Below are 18,848 nucleotides of genomic sequence, written 5' to 3'. Positions count from 1 at the left end.
GCCCCGAAACCGTTGGACGCTGACGATGCTGATTTATCGCGGCGCGTCCTGGCTGGCAGGCGCGGCATTGCGGCCTCTGGCCTCTGGCGATCTGGCCGAAAGGCTGGTGCTGGACAGGCGCGACACCGGGTCGCAGGGCAAGGCCCTGATCTGGCTGCATGGCGCCAGCGTGGGCGAGCTGATGTCGGCCCGGCCGGTCATCGACGCGCTGGCGGCGAAAGCGCCGCTGATCATCACCGCGAACACCACCACCGGCCGGGACCTGATGCGCGAACGCGGCTTGCCCGCGCGGCTTGCGCCGCTGGACACGCCGCAGGCGCTGCGGCGGTTTCTGGCGCGGTTTTCGCCGCGCGTGGCGGTGACGCTGGAAAACGAGCTGTGGCCGATGCGCTCGGCTTATCTGGCGCGTGCCGGGGTTCGGCAGGTGATGATCGGGGCGCGCATGTCCGAGCGTTCGGCGCGGAACTGGGCGCGGCTGCCGGGGCTGATCCGGCCGATGCTGGCGCGGATCGACGGGCTTTCGGCGCAGGATGAGGGCAGCGAGACGCGGCTGATGCGCCTCGGCCTGCCCGAATCGGCGCTGCTGGGGCGGCTGCAGCTCAAGCTGCTGGCGGCGGCGCAGACCCGGCCCGGCCCGGCACCCGAGACGCGCGCGCGAACGATCCTTGCCGCCTCGACGCATGAAGGCGAGGACGGGCCGATCCTCGATGCCTTCATGGCCGCGCGGCGCCAGACGCCGGGGCTGCGGCTGATCCTGGCCCCGCGCCACCCGGTCCGGGCCGAATCGGTCGCGGCGCAGATGGCGGCGCGGGGGCTGCTGCCGGCGCGGCGGTCGGAAGGGGCGGACGAGACCGCGCCGGTGCTGCTGGCCGACAGCCTGGGCGAGATGGCGCGCTGGTATTCGGCCGCGGGTATCTGCATCACTGGCGGTTCACTGGTGCCCAAGGGCGGCCATACCCCGTGGGAGCCTGCCGCCCATGCCTGCGCGCTGCTGCACGGCCCCCATGTCAGCAATTTCCAGCAGGATTACGCCCTGCTTCACGCCGCCGGCGCGGCCGAGACGCTGTCTGCGGACGCCGGCGCGACGCTGACGCGGCTGGCAGGCGATCCCGATCTTGCCGCGGCGATGGGACGGAACGCGCAAAGCCTGCTGCGCAGCCGCGCGGGCGATGCCGGGCCGCTGATCGACACGATCCTGCGCCATGCGGGCCTGTGACCGGTGCCGGCCCCGCATATTGCACCCACGCGCTTTCATGCCGATATCAGGTCTAGCGGCCCCTGCTTCGGGGCCGGCGAAAGGACGATGGCGTGATTCACTATGACCTCAACTGCGCCGAAGGGCATCGCTTCGACGGCTGGTTCCCCTCTGCCGCCGGGTTCGAGGCGCAGCGCGATGCCGGGCTGATCGCCTGCAGCATCTGCGGGACGACGCAGATCGACCGGGCGCTGATGGCACCGAATGTCAGCGTGGCGCGCAGCGACAAGGGCAGCGTGGCCGACACCCCGCTGAGCCCGGATCAACCGTCGCCGCTGGAACGTCTGCGCAAGGAAATCGAGGCCAATTCCGATTATGTCGGTCTGCGCTTTGTCGATGAGGCCCGCGCCATGCATGAGGGCCGCAGCGAGGCCCGCGCCATCCACGGCGAGGCCAAGCCCGCCGAGGCCGCCGCCCTGCTGCAAGAGGGCGTGCCCATCGCGCCCCTGCCCTTTATCCCCAAACGCCGCCAGAACTAGGCGGGACGCGCCTATTCCGGGTCGGTATAGGTCACGCTGACCGGCGCCAGCCCATCGACCTCGCCCACCAGACGGTCGCCCACGGCCACCGGGCCGACACCTGCGGGCGTGCCGGTCATCAACACGTCGCCGGGGGCCAGGTGATACAGCCCCGACAGCCGCGACAGCAGTTCCGGCACCGACCAGACCATGTCGGACAGCGCCGAGTCCTGCCGCACCTCACCGTTCTGCAACAGCCGGATGCGCTTGCCGTCCAGCCCGCCGAACTGCGCGGCCGGGGTCACGGCGGCGATGACGGCGGATTCCTCGACATCCTTGGCCATGTCCCAGGGCTGGCGCGCGTCCTTGGCGCGGGCCTGCAGATCGCGGCGCGTCATGTCCAGACCCACGGCATAGCCATAGACCGCCGCCGCCGCCGTGGCCTCATCGGCCTGAAACAGCGGCTGGCCCAGCATCACGCAGAGCTCGACCTCGAAATGATAATCGCTGGTGCCGGGCGGATAGGCGCTGTGCCGGCCCGAGGGCAGGAATGCGAGCGCGGATTTGGTGAAGAACATCGGCTGATCGCGCGTCACCTCGGCCCCCATCTCGGCGGCATGGGCGGCATAGTTGCGCCCCACGCAGAAGATGCGGTGGACGGGATAGCTGCCGGTCTGGCCCTCGACCGGCAGGACCGGCCAGGCGGGCGAAGGGAACAGGGTTTCGGTCATGGGTCTGCCTCGCTGGTTCGGGGTCGGGCGGAACGGGTCGCCCGCGGATCACGCAGGCGAGGGTAGCGCCCCGATCAAAGCTGCGCCAGATACTCGGTGACGGCGCGGCGCACCGGCTGGCCCTTTTGCCGGGCATCATTGATCCGCACCCGCAGATCGCGCAGATCCGTGCGCCTGATCAGATGCTTGACCGGCCCGACCGAGGCCGGACGCATCGACAGCCGCTTGATGCCCAGGGCGGCAAAGGTCAGCGCCTCGACCGGGCGGCCGGCATCCTCGCCGCAGAAGGACAGCGGCACATCGGCCGCCTCGCAGCGCCCGATCACCTCTTCCAGCAGCGCCAGGAACGGCTCGCTGAGGGTGTCATAGCGGCGGCGGACGCGTTCGTTCTCGCGGTCGGCGGCAAAGAAGAACTGCTTGAGATCGTTGCCCCCGATCGAGACGAAATCGCAGGACCGGAAGAAGCTGACCGGCGCAAAGACCAGCGAGGGCGTCTCCAGCATGGTGCCGACGCGCAGGTCACTGGGCAGGCCATGCCCCAACCGCTGCTCGCGCGCGACCTCGTCCATCAGCATCCGGTGCGCGGCGACGAATTCCGACGGCTCGGCGATGAAGGGGAACATGATGTGCAGCGGCCGCCCCACGGCGGCGCGGATCAGCGCCTGCAACTGCATCCGCAGGATGCCGCGCTTGTCCAGCCCGACGCGGATCGCGCGCCAGCCCATCGCGGGGTTCGGCTCGTCCTGCGGCTTCATATAGGGCAGCACCTTGTCCGACCCGATATCGAGGGTGCGGAACACCACCGGCCGCCCCTTGGCCGCGTCCATGACCCCGGTATAGAGCGCGGCGAGTTCAGACCGGCGCGGGACGTTGGGGCGGGTCAGGAATTGCAGCTCGGTCCGGAACAGGCCCACGCCCTCGGCCCCGCTGCTTTCCATGCTCGGCAGGTCCGCCATCAGACCGGCATTCATCGACAGCGACATCAGCGTGCCGCAACGGGTGATCGCCGGCAGGTCGCGCAGGCCGGCATAGCGTTTCTGCGCCTCGGCCTGCATGGCGATCTTGTCGCGGAAGGCGTTGGCGACGCTTTCCTCGGGGCGCAGATGGACGATGCCGGCATCGCCGTCGATCAGGATCGCGTCGCCGTTCAGCGCCTCGGTGGTGATGCGGGCGGCATGGACGACCAGCGGGATCGCCAGCGCGCGGGCCACGATGGTCGCATGGCTGCCGACGCTGCCCTCTTCCAGGACCACGCCCTTCAGCTTGCGGCCGTAATCCAGCAGGTCGGCGGGGCCGATATTGCGGGCGACGAGGATGGGGTTTTCCGGCATCTCGGCGCCGGTATCCTTGCCCTGCCCGGTCAGGATGCGCAGCAGTCGGTTGGACAGATCGTCCAGATCGTGCAGCCGGTCGCGCAGATAGGGGTCGGCGGCCTTTTCCAGCCTTGCGCGGGCCTGCGACTGTTCCTTTTCGACCGCCGCCTCGGCGGACAGGCCAAGGTCGATATCCTCCTCCATCCGCTTCAGCCAGGACCGCGAATGAGCGAACAGCCGATAGGCCTCCAGCACCTCGACATGATCGCCGGCGGCATCGACGTCGCTGTCGGACAGCATCCGGTCGACCTTTTCGCGCAGCAGCGCCACGCCTTCGTTCAGCCGGGCGCGTTCGCGTTCCGGATCGTCGCCGACGGGATTCGAGATCACCACCCGCGATTCGTGCAGCCAGACGCGCCCCTCGGCCGCGCCTTCCTGCGCGCCGGTGCCGCGGAACAGGCCCGGAAAGCGATGCGCCAGCGGCATTCGGTCATCGGCATTGCCCAGAAACGCGCCCAGTTCGGCCATCTCGGCCAGAACCATCGCGACGACTTCCAGTCCGTAAACATCGTCTTCGGTGAACTGGCGCGCCTCGCGGGATTGCACGACCAGCACGCCAACCTTTTCGCCCACCCGCTGGATCGGCACGCCGAGGAAGGACGAAAACACCTCTTCCCCGGTTTCGGGCATGAAGCGGAAGCCGCGCTCGGCCGGGGCATTGGCGGTGTTCACCGGCCGGCCCGACCGCGCCACGCGCCCGACCAGCCCCTCGCCCAGCCGCAGCCGTGTCTTGTGGACCGCGTCGGGCCGCAGACCCTGCGTGGCGCAGAGTTCCAGCGTCTCGGGATCGCGAAACAGATAGACCGAGCAGACCTCGGCCCCCATCGAATCAGCGATGTGCCGGGTGATCTGATCCAGCCGGTCCTGGCTTGCGCCCGGCGCCGCCAGAATGTCGCGCAATCGCCGAAGCAGCTTGCGCGAATCACTGTCCTTGCGATGCGGCATGGCCCCCCACTGCCGTTGGCGGCGCGACCCTATGCCGGCTCGCCCAGATCAAAGGCATCATGAAGCGCCTGGACGGCAAGCTCCAGATATTTGCGGTCGATCAGCACCGAGATCTTGATCTCGGATGTCGAGATCACCTTGATGTTGATGTTCTCATCCGCCAGCGCCCGGAACATGCGCGCCGCGACCCCGGCATGGGACCGCATCCCGATGCCGACGACGCTGACCTTGGCCACGTCGGTGTCGACGACCAGTTCCTCGTAATTGATCTGGCCGGCCTTGCGCGCATCCTCCATCGCCTTTTTCGCCCGCTCGACCTGATTGATCGGGCAGGAAAAGGTCATGTCGGTGACCGAGCCGAGGTGATGCTCGTAATCCTTTTCCGAGATGTTCTGCACGATCATGTCGACATTCACCCCGCCATCGGCCAAGGGCGCAAAGATCGCCGCCGAGATGCCGGGCCGGTCCTCGACCGTGATCAGGGTCAGCTTGGCCTCGTCACGCGAGAAGGCAACGCCAGAAACGACTTTTGATTCCATGATTTCATCCTCATCGCAGACCAGAGTGCCAGAGGTCTCGTCGGTGTCCCCGAAGGACGACAGCACCCGCAGCCGGACCTTGTAACGCATTGCCAGCTCGACCGAACGGGTCTGCAGCACCTTGGCGCCCAGACTCGACAGTTCAAGCATCTCCTCAAAGGCGATCCGGTCCAGCTTGCGCGCCTTCGAGGTGATGCGCGGATCGGTCGTGTAGACGCCGTCGACGTCGGTATAGATATCGCAACGCTCGGCGCCGAAGGTCGCGGCAAAGGCCACGGCGGTGGTGTCCGACCCGCCCCGGCCCAGCGTGGTGATGCGTCCGTCCGGCGCGATGCCCTGAAAGCCCGCGACCACGGCGACGCGAAAGCCTTCGCTGAATTTCTGGTCCAGATTGGTGCGCGGGATCTCGACGAAACGCGCGGCGGAGTGGACCGAGGTGGTGTGAATCGGCACCTGCCAGCCCTGCCAGGACCGCGCCGGGATGCCCATTTCCTGCAGGGTCAGCGCCATCAGCCCGGCGGTCACATTCTCGCCGCTGCTGACCACCGCGTCATATTCGCGCGCGTCGAACAGGGGCGAGGTCGCTTCGACCCAGCCGACCAGTTCGTTGGTCTTGCCGGACATGGCGCTGACGATGACGATCACGTCATAGCCGCGCTCCACCTCGCGCCGGACCTTGCCGGCGGCGTTGCGGATGCGGTCGAGATCGGCCACCGAGGTGCCGCCGAATTTCATCACCAGCAGGGGCATGTGGTCCCTCCTTCGCGCTCTGCGCAGGGCCTTCAAAACGCGCATCTTCTAGGGCCGCGCCGAGGCGGGCGCAAGGCCGCAGCGGCAAAATCGCTATCGGCTGCAGCGGGTGCGTCGCGACGGCTGACCCCGCCCCTGCCGACGAAAAAGGCCGCCCGGTGACAGGCGGCCCTTGCAGTTCGAAGATCGGGGCGCGGCTTACTCGCGGCCGCGATAGATCTCGACCAGCTTGCCCAGCATCGCCAGCGCATCCTCGCGCGATCGCTGGAAGCTGTTGCGGCCGATGATCGAGCCGTTGCCGCCGCCGTCGCGGATCGCGCGGGCGTCGTCATAGACGGCATCGGCGCCCTTGGCCGCCCCGCCCGAAAAGACCACGATCCGGCGCCCGCCAAAGGCCGCGTCCATGCAGTGCTGCACGCGCTTGGCCTGGGTCGAGACGTCGATGTTCTGGGCCTCGTAGACCGTCTTGGCGTCCTTGTTTTCCAGATGGTCGGTGGACAGCTTGATCTTGATGATATGCGCCCCCAGCAGCGCCGCGATCTGGGCGGCATAGGCGGCGATATCGATGGCGGTCTCGCCGTCCTTGGTGATCGCCTCGCCGCGCGGATAGGACCAGATCACGGTCGGGATGCCGACGCTGGCGGCCTGCGCGCGCAGGTCGCTGATCTCTTCGAACATGTCGAGCGCCATGTCCGAGCCCGGATAGATGGTGAAGCCGATGGCCGAGGCCCCCAGCCGCAGCGCATCCGTGACCGAGGCCGTCACCGCCTGATTCTTGCCCGCCGTGTCCGACATGAGGCTGTTGGCCGAGTTCATCTTGAGAATCGTCGGGATCTGGCCGGCGAAGGTGTCGGCGCCCGCTTCCAGCATCCCCAGCGGCGCGGCATAGGCGTTCAGCCCGGCGTCGATGGCCAGCCGATAGTGGTAATGGGGGTCATAGCCGGCGGGATTGGGCGCAAAGCTGCGGGCCGGGCCGTGTTCAAAGCCCTGATCGACGGGCAGGATGATCATCTTGCCGGTGCCGCCCAGCTTGCCGGTCATCAGCATCCGGCACAGATTGCCTTTGACGCCGGGGTTGTCGCCTTCGTAATGCGACAGGATTTTCTTGACGGTATTCGTGGCCTTCATGGCGTCCCCCAGTAATGATGTCTGCGCGGGGTCTTAGCAGACGCCACGGGGCAGGCAACGAGGGTTGCGCTAACAGCGTGCCGCCAGACGACAGCTTGGGTGAAAGCACGGGGCGAAGCGGAGAAAAGGGGGGGAAATGATGGCGCGGTTGACGGGACTCGAACCCGCGACCCCCGGCGTGACAGGCCGGTACTCTAACCAACTGAGCTACAACCGCGCATCATGTCGGGCGAATGGTGGTGGCGCGGTTGACGGGACTCGAACCCGCGACCCCCGGCGTGACAGGCCGGTACTCTAACCAACTGAGCTACAACCGCATGCTCACCAACCCCGACCGTGTCGCCCGCCGGGGTAGCGGGGATTTACGCGGCAGCGCCGGGCGCGTCAAGCATGAAAACCGAAAATTCGGTCGGCGGCGCGCAAAGGCCCGGATCAGCCCGCGCGAAGGGGCGTCGAGATCCGGCCGCCGCAGACCGGCCCCGGCGCGCCGGTCGTCCGTGGCCCCGAGGTCGGCAGCCCACGCAGCACCCGCACCGCCAGCCAGCCGAAGGCCTGCGCCTCGAGCATGTCGCCGTCCAGCCCCACCGCCTCGACCGGATCGACGGCGCAGGGCAGCGCCTGTGCCAGCGCCTGCATGATCGCCCCATTATGTCGCCCACCGCCGCAGACCAGCACGCGGCCGGGCATGGCAGGCAGATGCGCGAGGCCCGCCGCCACCGATCCCGCCAGCGCCGCCACCAGCGTTGCCGCGGCGTCACGGTCGGACAGCGCGGCGACGTCATGGCCCAACCGCGCGAAAGCGTCGCGGTCCAGCGATTTCGGCGGCCGGCGCGCGAAATACGGGTGGCGCAGAAACTTCGCCACGATGTCCGGATCCGCGTTGCCTGCGGCGGCCAGCCTGCCGCCCTCGTCATGCCCGCCCAGACCCCGCGCGCGCATCAGATCGTTGATCGGCGCGTTGGCCGGGCCGGTGTCAAAGGCAAGGCAGCCGTCCAGCGGCCCCTTGGCCTCCGGATCGACCCAGGTCAGGTTGCCGACCCCGCCGAGGTTCAGAAACACCACCGGCGCCTCCGACAGCGCGCCGTTCCGCCGCGCCCAATCGGCCAGCGCCCAGTGAAAGAACGGCGCGAGCGGCGCGCCCTGCCCGCCCTGACGCACATCCTCGGTCCGAAAATCCCAGACCACGCGCCGCCGCGTCAGCCGCGCCAGCGCCGCGCCGCTGCCCGCCTGATGCGTCCCGCGCCCGCCCGGATCATGGGCCAGCGTCTGGCCGTGATAGCCGATCACCTGAGCCTGCGGAAATTCCGCGGCAAGCGCGGCATGGGCGCGCACCGACAGCTCCGCCGCCTCGGCCACGCCCGTCTCGCCGGGCCAGCGGCCCAAGGCGTCGTGCAGCAGCTCGGCCTCGGCCGGATCATAGGCGCGATAGGCGCTGGCGCCAAGGCCCGCAATGCGCTCGCCATCGGTCTCGATCAGGGCCGCATCGACCCCGTCCAGCGAGGTGCCCGACATCATCCCCAAGGCCCGGATCATCCCGTCCTGCATGGCATTTCCTTTCCCGTTCCGCGCCGTTATATCCGGCGCATCGAAAGGAAAACAGCCATGGCTCCGACCCCCAAATCCGACTTTCTGCGCATCATCATCGAGCGCGGCTTTCTGGCCGACTGCACCGATCTGACCGCGCTTGACGAGGCGCTGATTAAGGGGCCGGTGACGGCGTATATCGGCTATGACGCGACCGCAGCCAGCCTGCATGTCGGGCATCTGCTGAACATCATGCTGCTGCGCTGGTTCCAGAAAACCGGCAACCGCCCGGTGACGCTGATGGGCGGCGGCACGACCAAGGTGGGCGACCCGTCCTTTCGCTCGGACGAACGCCCGCTGCTGGGGCCGGACCAGATCCGCGCCAATATCGACGGCATGGGCAAGGTCTTCGCGCGCTACCTGAATTACGGCGACGGCGGCGCCTTGATGCTGAACAATGCCGACTGGCTGGACGGGCTGAATTATCTGGATTTCCTGCGCGATGTCGGCCGGCATTTCAGCGTCAACCGGATGCTGTCCTTCGAATCGGTCAAGTCGCGGCTGGATCGCGAGCAGTCGCTGAGCTTTCTCGAATTCAACTATATGATCCTGCAAGCCTATGACTTTATGGAGCTTTACCAGCGGCACGGCTGCACGCTGCAGATGGGCGGCTCGGACCAGTGGGGCAACATCGTCAACGGGATCGACCTGACCCGCCGGGTGCTGGATGTCGAGGTCTGGGGGCTGACGACGCCGCTGCTGACCACCAGCGACGGGCGCAAGATGGGCAAATCGGCGGGCGGCGCGACCTGGCTGAACCCGGCGATGCTGTCGCCTTACGAGTTCTGGCAGTTCTGGCGCAACACCACCGATGCCGATGTCGGGCGCTTCCTGAAGCTGTATACCGAGCTGCCGGTCGACGAATGCGACCGCCTTGGTGCGCTGTCGGGGTCCGAGATCAACGCCGCCAAGGTCCGCCTCGCCAATGAAGTGACGACGCTGCTGCACGGGGCCGAGGCCGCCGCCTCGGCCGAGGCCACCGCGCGCGAGGTCTTCGAGCAGGGCGGCGCCGGTGGCGATCTGCAGACCGTGACCATCGAGGCGGCGCAGTTGCCGGTGTCGGTGGTCCAGCTGCTGGCCCAGACCGGCATCACCGCCTCGGGCAAGGAGGCCAAGCGCCTGATTGCCGAAGGCGGGCTGCGGCTGAACAACGAGCCGGTCAGCGATCCGCAGATGCAGGTCGATCTGGCGACGGTGGGCGAGGGGCTGAAGGTCTCGGTCGGGAAGAAGAAACACCTGATGCTGCGTTCGGTCTAGGACGTCAGGACGTGGGCGGGTCGAGTAACCGGCACCGGGCGGACTGGCGGGCGGATTGACCGAAGGTGCACCGGCGGTCGGCTCGTCCACCCCGGCCCGTCCCTGCCCCGCCCGGCCCTACACCCCACTCGGCCCCGACCTGTCGCCACCTCGGTTCCGCCACAGAGGCAGTTTCGACAGCATACCGACCACGGCGTTGGCGATCAGCGCCGAGGCCACAAGCAGCACCGCGAGCAAGGTGAAATTATAGGTGAAATGGTCCGGGTTCTGCAGAATCAGCATCAGCCCGGACCCGACGCCGCCGAAAAGCGCACCGCCCACCAAACCACCGAACGCCGCGACCGCGAGCGCGGGGATGCCCACCGCCGAGCCGAGCGCCGCGATGCCGATCCCGCCGATCAGCCAGCCCGCGATCCCGCCCGCGAGCGCGCCCGAGCCGATGATGCCGGTGACGGTCAGCCATGACCGCGTCCAAAATCCCTTCTGCTCGACGCCCAAGGGTGCCAGATAGGCGAAAATCAGCAAGGTCAGGACCAGCACCGCGAAAATGCGGCGCCTCGGCCAGAAAAAGCTGAACAACCCTTCAAAAATCCATCTCAACGCCATTCTCCACACAACAGGCTGCTGTTGCGGCCAGAATGGCAGAGAAGGTTGAACAATCCGCTAACGGAAATCAGCCGGCGGTCCTTTTCGCCGCCACCAGCACCCGGTCCAGCGATTGCAGAAACCGGGCGCGGTCGGCGCGCGAGAAGCCCGCGCCGCCGCCCTGATGGAACGGGTTGGCGGAACGGATGTCCTGCATCAGATCGCGCGTCGCGAGCCGGGGGCCGATATTGGTCGCGTCCAACACCTCGCCATCGGGCTTGACCACCACCGCCCCGGCCTTGATGCAGCGATCGGCGAGCGGCAGGTCGGTCGTCACCACCACATCGCCCGTCCCGCAGCGATCCGCGATCCACTGATCCGCGGCGTCCGGGCCTTCGGGTACGATGACCAGCGACAGCAGCGGGTTCTGCGGCAGGCGCAACCCGCCATTGCAGACCAGGATCATCGGCACCCCTAGCCGGGTCACCACGCGTTCGGCCTCGGCCTTGACCGGGCAGGCATCGGCGTCGATGTAAAGCGTCGTCATGGGCGGACCTGTGATCGGGACGGGAACGGAAAAAGGCCCCGACGACATGCCGGGGCCTTGGATTTCGACTGCGCGAGGATCACTCGACCACGCTGACCTTGGCCATGTAGTCGGGTTGGGTGACTGCGCCATTGGCGGCGGCGTCGCCCTTTTTGATCGCGTTCAGCACGTCCCAGCCATCCACAAGCTGTCCGACGACGGTGTATTGTCCGTCCAGAAAGGTCGCGGGCGCGAGGTCGATGAAGAACTGGCTGTTGGCGCTGTCCGGGCTTTGCGAACGCGCCATGCCGACGGTGCCCTGCTGGAACGAGACGTCGCTGAACTCGGCCTTCAGGTCGGGCATGTCGGACCCGCCCATGCCGGCCATGGCGGTGTCGCCGCCCTGCTTGCCGTACTGGACGTCGCCGGTCTGGGCCATGAAGCCGTCGATCACGCGGTGGAACACCACCCCGTCATAGGCGCCCTGCTTGGCCAGCATCACCAGACGCTCGACATGGTTCGGCGCCTTGTCGGCATAGAGATCCAGCGTGATCGTGCCCTTGGGCGCGCCCGAGGCGTCGGCGACCTCGATCACCAGATTGGGGCCGGGGCCGTCGGTGACGCCGGGCAGACCCTCGGCATGGGCGGCGGTCGCGGCCAGAAGCGCGGCGGGGATCAGCAGCAGCTTACGCATCGGCAGCCACCTTGACCGAGATCATGCGGTCGGGATTGGCCGGCGGCTCGCCGCGGGCGATCTTGTCGACATGCTCCATCCCGTCGATGACGCGGCCATAGACGGTGTATTGCCCGTTCAGGAAATGGTTGTCGCCGAAATTGATGAAGAACTGGCTGTTCGCGCTGTCCGGGTTCTGGCTGCGCGCCGCACCCAGCGTCCCGCGATCATGGGGCAGCTTGGAAAACTCGGCCGGCAGGTCCGGCTTGTCCGAGCCGCCGGTCCCGGCGCGGCGGGGGTTATAGTCCTTTTCCATGTTGCCATGTTCGACATCGCCGGTCTGGGCCATGAAACCTTCGATGACGCGGTGGAAGGCGACGTTGTCATAGGCGCCGGCGCGGGCCAGTTCCTTCATCCGCTCGGCATGTTTGGGGGCCACATCGGGCAGCAGCTCGATGGTGACGGGGCCGTCCTTCAGCTCGATGATGATGGTGTTTTCGGGGTCCTTGATCTCGGCCATGCGGATCTCCTGTGGTGTGTCGGTCGGGGCTACAGCTAATCCCTCGGCAGGCGGGTGGCAACGCACGAAGCCGCCAGAGCCCTGCTCACGCGGATTGACGATCGGTTGAGGATAGCCCAAAACCGCGGCAATTACCGCATGCAGAGGCCGCCATGAAATTCAACCGCATCGAGGATCTGGACATCGACGGCAAGCGCGTCCTGACCCGCGTCGATCTGAACGTCCCGACCGAAAATGGCGCCGTCACCGATACGACGCGGATCGACAAGATCGTGCCGACCATCCGCGCCATTCAGGAAGCGGGCGGCAAGCCGATCCTGCTGGCGCATTTCGACCGCCCCAAAGGCCAGCGGGTCGAGGCGATGTCGCTGCGCCAGATCGTGCCCGCGCTCGAGGCGGCACTGGGTCAGAAGGTCATCTTCGCCGAAGAGGCGATCGGCGGCCCGGCAAAACGCGCCGTCGCGGGGATGGAGGCAGGCGATATCGTCCTGCTTGAAAACACGCGGTTTTATGAGGGCGAGGAGAAGAACGATCCGACCTTTGCCGCCTCGCTCGCGGCGCTGGCCGAGGTCTATGTGAACGACGCGTTTTCGGCCTCGCACCGGGCCCATGCCTCGACCGAGGGGCTGGCGCGGCTGCTCCCCTCGGCCGCCGGCAAGCTGATGGAGGCCGAGCTGAAGGCGCTGAACGCGGCCCTGGGCGAGCCGCAGCGGCCCGTCGTGGCGGTGGTCGGCGGCGCCAAGGTCTCGACCAAGATCGAGCTGCTGTCGAACCTGATCGACAAGGTCGACCATCTGGTGATCGGCGGCGCCATGGCCAACACCTTCCTGCTGGCGCAGGGCATCGGCATCGGCAAGTCGCTGGCCGAACCGGCGATGACCGAAACCGCCAGCCAGATCCTGGCCGATTCGACCGAGGCCGGCTGCACCATCCACCTGCCGGTCGATATCGTCGTCGCCAAAGAGTTCAAGGCTGGCGCCGAGGCGCAGACCGTGCCGGTCGATTCCTGTCCCGAGGACGCGATGATCCTGGATGCCGGCCCCGCCACGGTGCAGGCGATCACCGATGTCTTTGCCACCTGCCGGACGCTGATCTGGAACGGCCCGCTCGGCGCCTTCGAGATCGCGCCCTTCGACGCGGCCACCAACGCCGCCGCGCAGGAAGCCGCGCGGCTGACGGCGGACGGGAACCTCGTGTCCGTCGCCGGTGGCGGCGATACGGTCGCGGCGCTGAACAAGGCGGGGGTGGCCGATCAATTCACCTTCATCTCGACCGCCGGCGGCGCGTTTCTGGAATGGATGGAGGGCAAGGACCTGCCCGGCGTGGCCGCGCTGACGGACGCGCGGCGCTAAGGCTGGCATGAAAGGCGCGGCGGATATGGACGAACAGACCACCGGCGAGGATGCCGCACGGACGCTGATCGAGGACATGGCCCATGCCGCCCGCGCGGCCGCGGCCGAACTGGCCTGCGCCACCGCCGAAAGCAAACGCGACGCCCTGCTGGCCGCAGCCGAGGCCATGCACGCCGATCAGGAAAAAATCCTGACCGCGAACGCCGCCGATCTGGCCCGCGCCGAGGATCGTCAGATGTCGCCCGCGATGATCGACCGGCTGCGCCTGACGCCCGAGCGTCTGCGCGGTATCGCGGACAGCCTGCGCGCCATCGCCCAGCAGCCCGACCCCGTGGGCCGCGTGCTGGCCGAGTGGGACCGGCCCAACGGGCTGCATATCCAGCGCGTGGCGACGCCGCTTGGCGTGCTGGGCGTGATCTATGAAAGCCGCCCAAACGTCACCGCCGATGCCGGTGCGCTGGCGCTGAAATCGGGCAATGCGGTGATCCTGCGCGGCGGGTCCGATTCGATCCAGTCCTCTGGCGCGATCCATGCCTGCATGGTGCAAGGTCTGCGTCAGGCCCAGTTGCCAGAGGCCGCGATCCAGCTTGTCACCAGCCGCGACCGTGCCGTGGTCGCGGCGATGCTGCGCGCGCAAGGGCTGATCGACGTCATCATCCCGCGCGGCGGCAAGGGGCTCGTCGGTCTCGTGCAGTCCGAGGCTCGCGTGCCGGTCTTTGCCCATCTGGAAGGCGTCTGCCATGTCTATGCCGACGCCGACGCCGATCCGCAAAAGGCGCTGCGGGTGGTGCTGAACGCCAAGACCCGCCGGACCGGGATCTGCGGCGCGGCGGAATGTCTGCTGATCGACCGCGCCTTCTACGACCGCCACGGCGATCTTCTGCTGCGTGCGCTGCTAAATGCCGGTGTCGAGGTCCGGGCCGAGGGCGCGCTGGCCCAGATCCCCGGCACCGTCCCGGCCCAGCCCGACGATTTCGGACGCGAGTTTCTGGACAGCATCATTGCCACGAAACTGGTCGACGGTGTCGATGAGGCCATCGCCCATATCAGGCGCTTTGGGTCCGGCCACACCGAATCGATTCTGACCGAAAATGACGACACCGCCGCACGGTTCTTTCAGCGGCTCGACAGCGCGATCCTGATGCGCAACGCCTCGACCCAGTTCGCCGATGGCGGCGAGTTCGGCATGGGTGCGGAAATCGGCATCGCCACTGGCAAGATGCACGCCCGCGGCCCGGTCGGGGCGGAACAGCTGACCAGCTTCAAATACATCGTCACCGGCGACGGCGCGATCCGGGACTGATCGGCGGCCCGAGGGCTAGGGCGCGCTTCAGCACGCGCCGGACGCCTTTCAGAACCCGATCTCGGCCCCGGTCTCGCTCAACTGCCACCTGACCCGGCGCGACATCTCGGCCGCCGTCAGCCCCAGCAGCGGGAAATGCACCTCGGCCGCAGGCGGCGTCGGCAGCCCGGCCTGCGGCGCGTCCAGCCAGCCCCACAGCGCCGTGTCGGGCCGCGCCCGCTCGGCCTGCGCGGTCAGGGTCCAGTCGGCGCCCTGCTGGCGGATCTGCACCCTTGCGCCCCATGGCATCGTCGTTTCCAGACACATCAGCGCCAGGATCAGCAGCTTGACCTCGCCCCTTCCGTGATCGCCGGGCGCGTCCAGCACGATCCGCAGCCGCCCTGCCCGCTGCATGTCGTCCAGCAGCGCCAGCAGTTCGGCCTGGCTCATCCGCTGCGCGCCGGAACTCGCCCCGAAGGCCACGCGAAACAGCGTGATCCGCCCCCGCGCCGCTGTCAGCGCGTCGCCGATCAGCGCCATTTCGGGGCTGGCCTGCAGCCCCGGCCATTGCCCGGCCATCTGCAGCAGCTCGACCCCGTTCCCGATCGCGCCCAAGGGCGAGATCAGGTCGTGACACAGCCGCGAGCCGACGAGCGCGCCGATCCGTGCCGCAAGCTCGGTCGGGGGCGCATGGGTGTCGGGCATGAACTCGGCGGCGGTGTGTTGGGTCATGGCGGGGCCTTTCGTTCGTTGGGCCAAAGCTCGGCTTGCGCGAGGCGCGGAATCGCGCGTTGCAGCCGTGTCAGGATGATTACAACTTTAGCGAGAGTCAATTCGCCTTCCCGCGTCCGCCCCAATCCCGCCCGCCCAGTTGCATTGCGGTCCCGCCTTCCCATAGACAGGCGGCAGGTTTCGCCACAGGCAGGTTCATGACCCCAGACACAAGCTTTTTCGACGTGCGGCTGGCCAAGACCCAGGCCGATCTGCTGGGCGCGCAGCGCCTGCGCTATCGCGTCTTTGTCGAAGAGCTGGGCGGCGACGGCGTCATGGTCGACCATCAGGCGCGGCTGGAACGTGACGAGTTCGACGCCATCGTCGATCATCTGGTGCTGATCGACCGCCGCCGGGACGAGGCGACGCTGGACCATGTCGTCGGCGTCTATCGCCTGCTGCCCGGCGACCGCGCGGCCGATTTCGGGCGCTTCTATTGCGACAGCGAATATGACCTGACGCGGCTGAAGGCCACCGGCCGGTCGCTGCTGGAACTGGGGCGGTCCTGCGTGCTGCCCGATTATCGCGGCGGCGCGGGCGTTTTCGTGATGTGGAACGCGCTGTCGGAATATGTGCTGTCGCGCGGGGTCGAGATCCTATTCGGCGTCGCCTCGTTCCACGGCACCGACCCCGCGCCGCTGGCGCAACCGCTGTCCTGGCTGCACCACCACCACCTCGCCCCGCCGGAACTGCGCCCGGTGGCGCTGGAAGCGGGCTATCAGCGGATGGACCTGCTGCCGCCGGAGGATCTGGACCGGCGCGCGGCAATGCTGGCCATGCCGGCGATCATCAAGGCCTATCTGCGTCTTGGCGGGCAGGTCGGCGAGGGCGCGTTTCTGGACCGCCCCTTCAACACCACCGATGTGCTGATGCTGATGGATACCGTCGCCATGTCGGAGCGGCACCGCAAGTTCTACACCGCGCGATGGCAGACCAAGAGCTGAGCCGCGCCGCGGCGGGGCCGCAGGCTGCGGCGGGGCCGACATGGCAGGGCGCGCCGCCGCCGGACCTGCCGCCGGTCACGGTGCCTGGCTGGCTGCGCGTCGTGCGGCGGGGGGTGCCGGCGGTGTTGGTGCTGGGGTTGGGCGTGCCGCTGCTGATGCTGCTGCGCCTGATCGAGCGGCCCTTCACCGGGCTGCGCCGCCCGGTCACCGGCCCCTTTGTCCAGGCCGTCTGCCGCGCCGTGCTGTTCGTCATCGGCCTTCGCTGGCGCCGGTTCGGCCAGCCCATGCGCGGGCCGGGCGCGGTGGTCGCCAATCACGCCAGCTGGCTGGACATTCTGGTGCTGAACGCCGCCATGCCGGTGTTCTTCGTCGCCAAGTCCGAGGTCGCGTCATGGCCCGGCATCAACATCCTGACCCGCGTCACCGACACGCATTTCGTGGCCCGCGACCCCCGCCTGGCCCGCGAACAGGCGGCCCAGTTCGCCGCCCGCACCCGCGCCGGCCACCGCCTGCTGTTCTTCCCCGAGGGCACCTCGTCCGACGGGCAGCGCGTCCTGCCCTTTCGCCCGACGCTGTTTCAGGGCTTTCTGGCGCCCGACATGCCGCAGGGCCTTGCCATCCAGCCGGTCACGCTGCGCTATCACGCGCCCGCCGGCGCCGATCCCCGCTTTTACGGCTGGTGGGGCGACATGGCGCTTGGCCCGCATCTGCTCAGCGTGCTGTCCGCCCCGCGTCAGGGTCGGGCGCAGGTGACGCTGCACCCGCCGATCCCGGTCGCGGGGCATGACCGCAAGTCCCTGTCGCGGCAGGCAGAAGCGGCGGTCCGGCAGGGTTTTGCCGCTGCGTGACGCCGTCGCAGCCAGCAAAACCGGCGCAAGACGGGTTGAAAGCCGAGGGCTTGGGGTCTAGGTGAAGGGCGACGGCCAGGGAACCACGAGCATGACCTATATCGTTACCGACAATTGCATCATGTGCAAATATACCGATTGCGTCGAGGTGTGCCCGGTCGACTGTTTCTATGAGGGTGAGAACACGCTCGTCATCCACCCGGACGAATGCATCGATTGCGGCGTCTGCGAGCCGGAATGCCCCGCCGACGCGATCCGCCCGGATACCGAACCGGAAATGGAGCCCTGGGTCGAGATGAACCGGAAATACGCCGAACAATGGCCGGTCATCACGCGCAAGAAAGACCCCATGCCCGGCCATGAGGAAATGGACGGCGTGCCTGGCAAGCTGGAAAAATACTTCAGCCCGAACCCCGGCGAGGGCGATTGACGCCATAGCGATTCTGTCGGGTGGCCGCCAGTGGGCGGCCCCGGCGAATCGAGGATGCGGCGCCAGTCGGTTGATCTGGTTCGGTTTTACGGCTTCTTAGCCGCTCTTTCCGCTGCTCCACCAGAACCCTTCTTTCAGACCCGTTTTTGTGGTATGCTTCCGGCATCAACATCCGGGCGAGCGCCCTCTCTCGCCTTGAAGAAAAGGAAGACCATCGTCTGCCCGATGGCATGTCAGCACTGAAAGCCGGACCTGCGGAAGGGGTCGTTCCCCGCCGGAAGGTCTTTTGTGCCACCGCCCCCAGGCAGCCGAGGGTGTCGTATGGAAGGAACTGGAATGCCCAAGGCCAAGAAGTCCGAATTTCGTCCCGATGATTTCGTTGTCTACCCGGCGCATGGCGTCGGCAAGATCGTATCGATCGACGAGCAGGAAGTCGCCGGCATGAAGCTGGAAATGTTTGTCATCTCGTTCGAGAAGGACAAGATGACGCTGCGTGTCCCCACCGCCCGCGCCACCGAGATCGGCATGCGCGGACTGGCCAGCCCCGATCTGGTCGAACAGGCGCTGACGACGCTGAAAGGCAAGGCCCGCGTCAAGCGCGCCATGTGGTCGCGCCGCGCGCAGGAATATGAACAAAAGATCAACTCGGGCGATCTGCTGGCGATTGCCGAGGTCGTGCGCGACCTGCACCGCAGCGACGATCAGCGCGAGCAATCCTATTCCGAGCGTCAGCTTTACGAAGCCGCGCTTGACCGCCTGACCCGCGAAGTGGCCGCCGTGGGTGGCATCGACGCTGCTGGCGCGCAGAAAAAGGTCGATGAGGTGCTGGTGGCCCGCGCCGCCTGATCCCTCTCGGGAACTGGTGAACAGGGGCCGCAGCGATGCGGCCCTTTTTTT

Annotated in this window: 19 protein-coding genes and 2 tRNA genes; 9 read left to right on the top strand and 12 right to left on the bottom strand. The window is 67.6% G+C overall.

Annotated features, from left to right (window positions below; all coding sequences use genetic code 11):
* Window positions 1-25: 25 nt before the first annotated feature.
* Window positions 26-1,216 carry a 3-deoxy-D-manno-octulosonic acid transferase gene (locus CYR75_RS03200; protein ID WP_225972817.1) on the top strand — a complete coding sequence of 397 codons (1,191 nt, stop codon included), beginning with the start codon at window positions 26-28 and terminating at the stop codon, window positions 1,214-1,216.
* A 92-nt stretch (window positions 1,217-1,308) separates the two neighbouring features.
* Window positions 1,309-1,734, top strand: coding sequence for a DUF1178 family protein (locus tag CYR75_RS03195; RefSeq protein WP_101498817.1), 426 nt, complete (start codon window positions 1,309-1,311; stop codon window positions 1,732-1,734).
* 11 nt (window positions 1,735-1,745) lie between these two features.
* Here CYR75_RS03195 and CYR75_RS03190 read toward each other — a convergent pair whose 3' ends face one another.
* The 7 genes from CYR75_RS03190 to CYR75_RS03160 form a co-directional block, all read right to left on the bottom strand.
* Window positions 1,746-2,444 (bottom strand): fumarylacetoacetate hydrolase family protein, encoded by a 699-nt coding sequence (locus tag CYR75_RS03190; protein WP_101498816.1) that lies wholly within the window; start codon window positions 2,442-2,444, stop codon window positions 1,746-1,748.
* 74 nt (window positions 2,445-2,518) lie between these two features.
* Complete coding sequence (gene ptsP / locus CYR75_RS03185; RefSeq protein WP_101498815.1) at window positions 2,519-4,762, bottom strand: phosphoenolpyruvate--protein phosphotransferase; 2,244 nt, start codon at window positions 4,760-4,762, stop codon at window positions 2,519-2,521.
* Window positions 4,763-4,791: 29 nt separating this feature from the next.
* A complete protein-coding gene (locus CYR75_RS03180; protein ID WP_101498814.1) occupies window positions 4,792-6,051 on the bottom strand; it encodes an aspartate kinase in 1,260 nt (419 codons plus the stop codon).
* Between the two features lie 198 nt (window positions 6,052-6,249).
* On the bottom strand, window positions 6,250-7,179 hold the full coding sequence (locus tag CYR75_RS03175; RefSeq protein WP_101498813.1) for a class I fructose-bisphosphate aldolase: 930 nt from the start codon (window positions 7,177-7,179) through the stop codon (window positions 6,250-6,252).
* A gap of 140 nt (window positions 7,180-7,319) precedes the next feature.
* Window positions 7,320-7,396: transfer RNA gene (locus CYR75_RS03170), tRNA-Asp, on the bottom strand.
* A 23-nt stretch (window positions 7,397-7,419) separates the two neighbouring features.
* Window positions 7,420-7,496: transfer RNA gene (locus CYR75_RS03165), tRNA-Asp, on the bottom strand.
* 115 nt (window positions 7,497-7,611) lie between these two features.
* Window positions 7,612-8,724, bottom strand: coding sequence for an anhydro-N-acetylmuramic acid kinase (locus tag CYR75_RS03160; protein ID WP_225972816.1), 1,113 nt, complete (start codon window positions 8,722-8,724; stop codon window positions 7,612-7,614).
* Between the two features lie 57 nt (window positions 8,725-8,781).
* Between CYR75_RS03160 and tyrS the strand changes: the two genes are divergently transcribed.
* Window positions 8,782-10,020, top strand: coding sequence for a tyrosine--tRNA ligase (gene tyrS, locus CYR75_RS03155; RefSeq protein ID WP_101498812.1), 1,239 nt, complete (start codon window positions 8,782-8,784; stop codon window positions 10,018-10,020).
* Between the two features lie 117 nt (window positions 10,021-10,137).
* Here tyrS and CYR75_RS03150 read toward each other — a convergent pair whose 3' ends face one another.
* From CYR75_RS03150 to CYR75_RS03135, 4 genes are all read right to left on the bottom strand, one after another.
* Window positions 10,138-10,626, bottom strand: a complete 489-nt coding sequence (locus tag CYR75_RS03150; protein ID WP_158644562.1) for a hypothetical protein — start codon at window positions 10,624-10,626, stop codon at window positions 10,138-10,140.
* 67 nt (window positions 10,627-10,693) lie between these two features.
* Window positions 10,694-11,152, bottom strand: coding sequence for a YaiI/YqxD family protein (locus CYR75_RS03145; protein ID WP_101498810.1), 459 nt, complete (start codon window positions 11,150-11,152; stop codon window positions 10,694-10,696).
* A 79-nt stretch (window positions 11,153-11,231) separates the two neighbouring features.
* Entirely contained in the window at window positions 11,232-11,825 is a 594-nt protein-coding gene (locus tag CYR75_RS03140; RefSeq protein WP_101498809.1) for a peptidylprolyl isomerase, read from the bottom strand.
* Window positions 11,818-12,324, bottom strand: coding sequence for a peptidylprolyl isomerase (locus CYR75_RS03135; protein ID WP_101498808.1), 507 nt, complete (start codon window positions 12,322-12,324; stop codon window positions 11,818-11,820). Before CYR75_RS03135 ends, CYR75_RS03140 begins: the two co-directional genes overlap by 8 nt.
* Before the next feature lie 152 nt (window positions 12,325-12,476).
* Here CYR75_RS03135 and CYR75_RS03130 point away from each other — a divergent pair, with 152 nt between their 5' ends.
* On the top strand, window positions 12,477-13,676 hold the full coding sequence (locus CYR75_RS03130) for a phosphoglycerate kinase (RefSeq protein ID WP_101498807.1): 1,200 nt from the start codon (window positions 12,477-12,479) through the stop codon (window positions 13,674-13,676).
* Window positions 13,677-13,701: 25 nt separating this feature from the next.
* Window positions 13,702-14,979 (top strand): glutamate-5-semialdehyde dehydrogenase, encoded by a 1,278-nt coding sequence (locus tag CYR75_RS03125; RefSeq protein WP_101498806.1) that lies wholly within the window; start codon window positions 13,702-13,704, stop codon window positions 14,977-14,979.
* A gap of 48 nt (window positions 14,980-15,027) precedes the next feature.
* Here the strand turns inward: CYR75_RS03125 and CYR75_RS03120 are convergent, their stop codons facing one another.
* On the bottom strand, window positions 15,028-15,690 hold the full coding sequence (locus CYR75_RS03120; protein ID WP_225972815.1) for a histidine phosphotransferase family protein: 663 nt from the start codon (window positions 15,688-15,690) through the stop codon (window positions 15,028-15,030).
* Between the two features lie 197 nt (window positions 15,691-15,887).
* Between CYR75_RS03120 and CYR75_RS03115 the strand changes: the two genes are divergently transcribed.
* From CYR75_RS03115 to CYR75_RS03100, 4 genes are all read left to right on the top strand, one after another.
* Complete coding sequence (locus CYR75_RS03115) at window positions 15,888-16,673, top strand: GNAT family N-acetyltransferase (RefSeq protein ID WP_101498805.1); 786 nt, start codon at window positions 15,888-15,890, stop codon at window positions 16,671-16,673.
* A complete protein-coding gene (locus tag CYR75_RS03110) occupies window positions 16,655-17,521 on the top strand; it encodes a lysophospholipid acyltransferase family protein (protein ID WP_101498804.1) in 867 nt (288 codons plus the stop codon). Before CYR75_RS03115 ends, CYR75_RS03110 begins: the two co-directional genes overlap by 19 nt.
* Before the next feature lie 91 nt (window positions 17,522-17,612).
* A complete protein-coding gene (gene fdxA / locus CYR75_RS03105) occupies window positions 17,613-17,951 on the top strand; it encodes a ferredoxin FdxA (protein ID WP_101500835.1) in 339 nt (112 codons plus the stop codon).
* 336 nt (window positions 17,952-18,287) lie between these two features.
* A complete protein-coding gene (locus CYR75_RS03100; protein ID WP_101498803.1) occupies window positions 18,288-18,797 on the top strand; it encodes a CarD family transcriptional regulator in 510 nt (169 codons plus the stop codon).
* The last annotated feature ends 51 nt before the right edge of the window (window positions 18,798-18,848 follow it).

Origin of the sequence: Paracoccus jeotgali (assembly GCF_002865605.1) — a bacterium.
Classification (GTDB): Bacteria; Pseudomonadota; Alphaproteobacteria; order Rhodobacterales; family Rhodobacteraceae; genus Paracoccus; species Paracoccus jeotgali.
The sequence above is the reverse complement of the archived record's forward strand: the minus strand, read 5'-3'. Positions and strand labels throughout refer to the sequence as shown.

Coding starts and splice junctions, on each gene's coding strand:
- CYR75_RS03200 (WP_225972817.1), top strand. CDS start 26: ATGCTGATTTATCGCGGCGCGTCCTGGCTGGCAGGCGCGGCATTGCGG.
- CYR75_RS03190 (WP_101498816.1), bottom strand. CDS start 2,444: ATGACCGAAACCCTGTTCCCTTCGCCCGCCTGGCCGGTCCTGCCGGTC.
- ptsP (WP_101498815.1), bottom strand. CDS start 4,762: ATGCCGCATCGCAAGGACAGTGATTCGCGCAAGCTGCTTCGGCGATTG.
- CYR75_RS03180 (WP_101498814.1), bottom strand. CDS start 6,051: ATGCCCCTGCTGGTGATGAAATTCGGCGGCACCTCGGTGGCCGATCTC.
- CYR75_RS03175 (WP_101498813.1), bottom strand. CDS start 7,179: ATGAAGGCCACGAATACCGTCAAGAAAATCCTGTCGCATTACGAAGGC.
- CYR75_RS03160 (WP_225972816.1), bottom strand. CDS start 8,724: ATGCAGGACGGGATGATCCGGGCCTTGGGGATGATGTCGGGCACCTCG.
- tyrS (WP_101498812.1), top strand. CDS start 8,782: ATGGCTCCGACCCCCAAATCCGACTTTCTGCGCATCATCATCGAGCGC.
- CYR75_RS03150 (WP_158644562.1), bottom strand. CDS start 10,626: ATGGCGTTGAGATGGATTTTTGAAGGGTTGTTCAGCTTTTTCTGGCCG.
- CYR75_RS03145 (WP_101498810.1), bottom strand. CDS start 11,152: ATGACGACGCTTTACATCGACGCCGATGCCTGCCCGGTCAAGGCCGAG.
- CYR75_RS03140 (WP_101498809.1), bottom strand. CDS start 11,825: ATGCGTAAGCTGCTGCTGATCCCCGCCGCGCTTCTGGCCGCGACCGCC.
- CYR75_RS03135 (WP_101498808.1), bottom strand. CDS start 12,324: ATGGCCGAGATCAAGGACCCCGAAAACACCATCATCATCGAGCTGAAG.
- CYR75_RS03130 (WP_101498807.1), top strand. CDS start 12,477: ATGAAATTCAACCGCATCGAGGATCTGGACATCGACGGCAAGCGCGTC.
- CYR75_RS03125 (WP_101498806.1), top strand. CDS start 13,702: ATGGACGAACAGACCACCGGCGAGGATGCCGCACGGACGCTGATCGAG.
- CYR75_RS03120 (WP_225972815.1), bottom strand. CDS start 15,690: ATGACCCAACACACCGCCGCCGAGTTCATGCCCGACACCCATGCGCCC.
- CYR75_RS03115 (WP_101498805.1), top strand. CDS start 15,888: ATGACCCCAGACACAAGCTTTTTCGACGTGCGGCTGGCCAAGACCCAG.
- CYR75_RS03110 (WP_101498804.1), top strand. CDS start 16,655: ATGGCAGACCAAGAGCTGAGCCGCGCCGCGGCGGGGCCGCAGGCTGCG.
- fdxA (WP_101500835.1), top strand. CDS start 17,613: ATGACCTATATCGTTACCGACAATTGCATCATGTGCAAATATACCGAT.
- CYR75_RS03100 (WP_101498803.1), top strand. CDS start 18,288: ATGCCCAAGGCCAAGAAGTCCGAATTTCGTCCCGATGATTTCGTTGTC.